This window comes from Phyllobacterium sp. P5_D12 (assembly GCF_054049495.1).
In genome coordinates this window covers 1-765 of record NZ_JBFUMG010001080.1, presented here as the reverse complement: position 1 = coordinate 765, position 765 = coordinate 1, and the positions used below count along the sequence as shown (strand labels likewise).

Sequence of the window (765 nt, the reverse complement as noted above, 5' to 3'; positions counted from 1 at the left end):
TGCCATGACAGCGGCAGTCAATTGCTGGAATCTCACAATGAATTGGCCGATTTTTCCGTCAGGATCATTCGCCGCTTCCAATATGCGCTGTACGAATTTCAGCGGAGCGGGATCGGCAGCGTCGGGGCGTGCCAAAATATCGGAAATGGTGGACTGGAGAATGGATCGATAGGATTCGAGAATTCCCGCCTCATTCGAATAGGTCCGGAAAACCGGGAGTTCGATGACGAGATCGCTTACCGCGCGCCTCAGCTCAAGCTCGTCGGCTGCATTCGGGTCTATCACGATGAGCAGGTCGACCAGAGCCTGCAGTTCCGCAGCGAATCTGCTGTGCAGTACAGCTGACTTTGCCCCGCGATAGTGGAGCGTACTTTGCGCACCAATATTGCTGCTATAGAGGTGTTCGAGCGCAGCCAGCTTTGCATGATCGACCATAAGGTTCGCGGTCACCGAAATGAACTCGTAACCTGCGGTTCCATCGACATGCCATGAAGCGGGATAAGGTTCGCCGTCCAGGAGGATCTTGTCGGCGACCAGATAGGCTTTTTCACCGGCGTGACGACGCAATTCCTGCGAATATGTTTCAGGATCGGCCAGACCGTCGATCTGGTTGACACGAAAACCGATGACTTGGCTGATCTCGAGCAGATCGAGTGGAACCTCGTGAAAGTCCTTGAATGGTTGCGTCTTCTCGACTTGAACACCGACAGAGTGCATGGATTCGAACGAGTGGCGGTAGTTCATCCGGCGCCGAGCCTTCTGACG

General features: G+C 54.5%; 1 pseudogene. It reads right to left on the bottom strand.

Annotated elements, in window-relative coordinates:
• A pseudogene (locus ACXJ5O_RS28815) lies at positions 1-744 on the bottom strand (hypothetical protein); the annotation flags it as partial.
• Positions 745-765 lie beyond the last annotated feature (21 nt).